Annotated in this window: 4 protein-coding genes; all 4 read left to right on the top strand. The window is 64.1% G+C overall.

Annotated elements, in window-relative coordinates:
• Nucleotides 1–392 (top strand): VCBS repeat-containing protein (locus tag PLZ73_12575; protein ID HOO78708.1); only part of this gene is annotated, 392 nt, incomplete at its 5' end.
• Nucleotides 393–1110: 718 nt separating this feature from the next.
• Complete coding sequence (locus PLZ73_12570) at nt 1111–1419, top strand: hypothetical protein (GenBank protein HOO78707.1); 309 nt, start codon at nt 1111–1113, stop codon at nt 1417–1419.
• A 176-nt stretch (nt 1420–1595) separates the two neighbouring features.
• Nucleotides 1596–3407 (top strand): hypothetical protein, encoded by a 1812-nt coding sequence (locus PLZ73_12565; GenBank protein ID HOO78706.1) that lies wholly within the window; start codon nt 1596–1598, stop codon nt 3405–3407.
• Nucleotides 3408–3750: 343 nt separating this feature from the next.
• Nucleotides 3751–5380: hypothetical protein (locus tag PLZ73_12560; protein HOO78705.1), on the top strand; the 1630-nt coding region annotated here is incomplete at its 3' end.

The raw sequence follows: 5380 nt of genomic DNA, 5'->3' as shown, positions 1-5380 counted from the left end.
TCTCCAGCGACGTCCTGGTCCCGGCCGACTACGGCGGGGACGGGACCACGGACATAGCCGTTTTCCGGCCGTCCAACGGGAAGTGGCTCATCCGGGGCCTGACCTCGGCCTACTACGGGTTCGCCACCGACACCGTCGTCCCCGGGGACTACACCGGCGACGGAGCCACCGATGTCGCGGTCTTCCGCCCCTCCAACGGGAAGTGGTTGGTCCGGGGCGGCCCCACCGCCTACTTCGGGAACTCCTCGGACACGGTCCAGCCGGGGGACTACGACGGGGACGGGACCTGGGACTTCGCCGTCTTCCGCTCCGCCTCGGGGAAGTGGCTGATCCGGGGCGTGACCGCCCCCTACTACGGCGCTTCCACCGACCTGCCCGTCACGAATCCCTGAAGCAATGCCAAGAGGGGAGGCCTTCCGGGGAAGAACTCGGGCTCATGGCGACTCATCTTTAGGGGATGAGTCCCCCTGGTCCCAGTCACCAAATAGTCACCAAAATTATCGGTACTCAGGGGTAATCAGGGGTACTCACCGGTACAAAACCGTCGATATAATTGGCTTGTCCGACAAGGGGATATGTCAAAACGGCCTGGGGTATCGGGGGTTAGGAAAACCACCTGAATTTCTTTACGAGTGAGCTGCTCTACCAACTGAGCTACTTCGGCGGACACCGTGCATTATAGCCGCGGGGGAGGGCGGGGCAAGGATAGATTCACCCTGGGGGAGAGAGATGTAAGGACGAGCCGGCGAACGGATCCCGTCGGGAACATAAGGGGGAATTGCCTTGACCGTATGGCCGGCCGGGGAATAAGCTTCCTCGCGAAACAGGGAGGATTTCATGCTCTGTTGGGGGGATGATCTCTTCGGGATGACGCGCCCGGTTCTGGATTGCGATCCAGGCCGGGCGTTTTTTTCTCCCGGGCAGAGCAGCCGGCTCAATGGCGGCAAAGCGGCCGGGTAACGATCGAACACAGGCTGTCTCTATGGCGGCTTCCCGCGCGAAGCCGTCTTTTTAAATTCGCCGCCGGGGACCGGCCGGTGGCTCGGTATACTCAACGAGGGAGCGATCCCCTCGAAACTGAACCGAGAGACCAGAGAAGGAGGCATTGGCATGAGAAACAGGAACGCGGGATTCGAAATGGCGATCACGGCGGCGGCTCTCCTTGCTTTAGTGCTTTGCAGCACCGTGTCCGCCCAGGCGAATGGGGCGGTGAACGTTATTTTGAAAAACGATTCGTCTTCGCCCGTCGATGTGGCGCTCATCGACCAGTACGGCGGGAATTTCACGGTCACGGTCGAGGCCGGGATGGCCCAGAACCAGACTTTGAAGGTGGGGAGTGAGATCAAGGTCGGCGAAACCGTGGTCCATGTCGCCGCGCCGGAAGACGAAGGGCAAGAGATAGTCGTCGCCGGGCAATAACGGCGGAACGCGGCGCCGACGCCCCAGGATCGATAAGGCCGGGGAATCGGGAAATGCTATCCACTCCGAGCGCCTTTCGTGGGGTCGCCATCGAGGAGTCGGGTACAAACCCATTTTCGGCGGGTGCGTCCATTGTCTGATCGAAAACCGGAAAGGGGAGGAGCGGACAGGTGATAATGAAGAATATCCCGGCAGCGGCGGCGATCATGGCCCTGGCGACGATACCGGCCTCGGCCCAGGAGTGGGCTCTCTCCACCGTCCTCGGCGACGCGAGCATCGAGGCCCTGGCCGTGGCGCCCGACGGCACGGCTTGGGCGGGCCAGAGCAACAGTGTCTACCGCTTCGACGGTTCGGCGTGGACCTGCGTCACCACCCTGGCCGGATGGACCGACTTCGGGTTTTACGGGGCCGCCGCCCCCGCCGACGATCGCGCCTGCTTCTCCGGTTTCGGCTACCCCCCGGCCGGTGGGACCAAATCCTCGGTTCCCACCTCCATATACCTTCCCATCGTCCTACGGCGCTCGGGCGCAATCAGTGAGGCCGATGGGGGGCAACGCTCCGCGAACTGGTGGGACATCAATCTTCGTGTGGCCCCCTGGGAATTTTCCGCCCCCCTCTGGGCCACCGCCAACGGCGCGGGCGGCTACGACGTCTGGGCGGCCTCCTGGGGTGGGGTTTACACGTCTTCCGATGACGGTGCCAGCTGGGGGGCGTTCACGGACTCGGGGATCGGGTATTTCAGTTCCGTCGCCGGGACCGGTCCTTCCGACATCTGGTTGGCGGGGGCCGACAACCCGGGCTACCATCCGTGTCTGTCCCATTACGACGGGAGCGGCTGGACGCTTCACACCACCTTTTTTTCCGGCTCCACGCCGAGGGTCTGCGTATCTCCGGGGGGGATGCCCTACTGCGCCTTCACCGGCTGGACGATGATCGGCGTCGAGACCGTCAACGTGGCTCGGGTGTTTGAGTTCAGCTCGGGATCCTGGATGGGCCTCACCGAAATTCCCCGGCATGGGGATCCGTTCGTAAGCTGGAGCCCGCAGTCGCACCACGTCTGGCTGGGGACGACTTTCCAGGAATCCACCAGTTTGCCCCAAACGGGCGGTGTCTTTTCCTACGACGGGGCCACCTGGTGGATGCAGACCTCGCTTTCGGAACCGGTCTGGGCCATCGACGCCTCCAATTCCGGCGGGGTCTGGGCGGCCACCACGGGCGTCGTGTACAACCTTCCCTGGCAAGCGGGGAGGAGGAGCTGGCATACCGATTACGACGGCGACGGTACCAGCGATATCGGGGTTTTTCGGAGTTCTACCGGCATGTGGGCGATTCGGGGAGTAACCCGGGTCTACTTCGGAGGCTCGTCCGACAACCCCGTCCCGGGTGACTATAACGGGGATGGGACGACCGACGCCGGGATATTCAGGAACTCTACCGGCATGTGGGCGATCCGTGGGGTGACCCGGGTCTATTTCGGGGGTTCCTCCGATAACCCTGTCCCAGGCGATTACTCCGGCGACGGGACGTGGACCCCCGGCATCCACCGTGCCTCGACCGGGCTGTGGGTGATCCGGGGATTCACCCGGGCTTACTTCGGCGGTTCCTCCGACGACCCCGTTCCGGGGGTTTACTCCGGTGACGGGACGTGGACCCCCGGCATCTACCGGCCGACGGCAGGCTTGTGGGCGATTCGCGGGGTAACCCGGGTCTACTTCGGGGGCTCGTCCGACAACCCCGTCCCGGGTGACTATTCCGGCGACGGGACGTGGACCCCCGGTATCTACCGGACGACAGCCGGCCTGTGGGCGGTCCGTGGGGTGACCCGGGTCTATTTCGGCGGCTCGTCCGACAACCCCGTTCCGGGAGGTTACAGGGGGGATGGGAAGGACTATGTGGGGGTATTCCGGTCAACCTCCGGCCTGTGGGCGATCCGGGGCGTGACCCGGACATACTTCGGGGGAGGGACCGACATTCCGGTGACCAGGTAGTACGGGAGCCGACGATGAAGAGCCGTTGCAGGGATTAACCCCACGGGCTCAAGTTACCGGATAGTCGCCGGATTCCGGAGCCCCGAGCCGGATTCGGGGGTGCGTACGGGGTCCCCCGAATAATGCTTGCCCAATATGGGTTGACTATCCAGGCAAAAAGCGTAATAATCCTACCGCTTGAAGCGAGACCGGGAAGGTAGGGCATCGTTATGCTGCCCGGAAAGGGTGGGCCGTGGTTAAGGTAAGAGAGCAAGCGCAAAGCGGCTTCCGCGAGGGAGCCGCTTTTTCTTTGGCGCGGGCTTGTCAGCCCATAAGCCGGGTTCGGCGCCCGGAGAGGTGAATCGTGAAAATGGGAACAATGGTTTGGTCGGCGGCTCTGTTCGTCTTATCCCTGTCACTGGCCGGAGGCGCCGGGGCCGGGGGGATGAAATTGGATTACTCCACCTACCTGGGCGGTAATGACCTTGACCATGGCCGCAGCGTCGCCGCGGCGGGAGGGGAGATGGTGGTGGCGGGAGACACCAGTTCCACCTCTTTCCCCACCTCCTCCGCCTTCCAGCCGTCTTATGCGGGGGGTGGCACCGATGCTTTCGTTTCCTGGTTCGACTCTTCCGGGGACCTGGCCTTCTCCACCTACCTGGGTGGCCTCGCCAACGATGAAGCCGACGCCGTCGGGTTCCGCCTCGGGGGAATCTACCTCGCCGGCATGACGAACTCCGATGATTTCCCCACCATTAACCCTTACCAGGCGGGCAGGGCCGGTGGCTTCGACGCCTTCGTCTGTCTCCTGGACAGCTCGGGGGGACTCACCGTTTCCACCTACCTGGGGGGCACAGGGACGGACTACGGCAACGCGGCCGCCTGGGAGTTGGGCGAGTTGGTGGTGGCAGGGTCCACCAGTTCTCTCGATTTCCCCACCGTCGAGCCCTTCCAGGCCGGTTTTGCCGGTGGGTCCTACGATGTCTTCGTCAGCTCCTTCGGCTCCGACGGGGCCCTCCAGTTCTCCACCTACCTCGGGGGACAATCGAACGATTACGGCTACGATGTCGGCGTGACCGGCGGCGAGATCTGGGTGGCGGGCAGCACATTTTCCCTGGATTTCCCCACGGTCAGCCCCGTCCAGGGGGCCCACGCCGGCGAGCGCGACGCTTTCCTCTGCCGCTTCGACACCGACCGGGCGCTCGGGTTCTCCACCTACCTCGGCGGGAGCCTGTCCGAGTATGACACCAGCCTGGCGGTGGGCGCGGACTCCGCCTGGATAACCGGCTTCACCGCCTCCACCGATTTTCCCACCGAAGCAGCCTTCCAGCCGGCTTTCGCCGGAGGCACCTACGACGCCTTCGTCTGCCGCTTCGACACCGGCCTGAATTTGAGTTTCTCCACCTACTTCGGAGGGACCGACAGCGACTCTGGTTCCGGGATAGCCCTGGAGGGTTTCGAGGCATCCATCACCGGAACCACCTACTCGGCCGATTTCCCCACCGTGGCCCCGGTCTATCCCGCGCGCAGCTTCTTCAACTCCGACGCTTTCGCCGCATCCTTCGACTCCTCCGGGACCCCGGTTTTCTCCACCTACCTGGGGGGGCAGATGAACGATTCCGGTTACGGTATCGCCCGGGAGTCCGGACGTTTGATTTTGACCGGATTTACGTCTTCCTCGGATTTCCCCACCCGCAACCCATACCAGGGGGTCTTCCGGGGGGGAGGCACCGACGCTTTCCTGACCGTCTTCGCCCCCGTGACCCCGTCTCCCACCGGGACTCCGGCCCCGACCCCGACTCCGGAGCCGACCCTGATTCCGGTGAAGACCCCGACTCCGGAGCCGACCCTGCTTCCGGTGAAGACCCCGACTCCGGAACCGACCCTGATTCCGGTGAAGACCCCGACGCCGCCCGGGTCCACCCCCGTCCCAGCGGTAGTGGGCGACTATAACGGCGACGGGACCTCCGACATCGCCCTCTTCCGGCCCTCGG

This window comes from bacterium (assembly GCA_035380285.1).
GTDB lineage: Bacteria > Auribacterota > Erginobacteria > Erginobacterales > DAOSXE01 > DAOSXE01.
Note: the sequence above shows the minus strand (reverse complement) of the source record. Positions and strands in the feature narration are given on the sequence as shown.

Coding starts and splice junctions, on each gene's coding strand:
- PLZ73_12565 (HOO78706.1), top strand. CDS start 1,596: ATGAAGAATATCCCGGCAGCGGCGGCGATCATGGCCCTGGCGACGATA.
- PLZ73_12570 (HOO78707.1), top strand. CDS start 1,111: ATGAGAAACAGGAACGCGGGATTCGAAATGGCGATCACGGCGGCGGCT.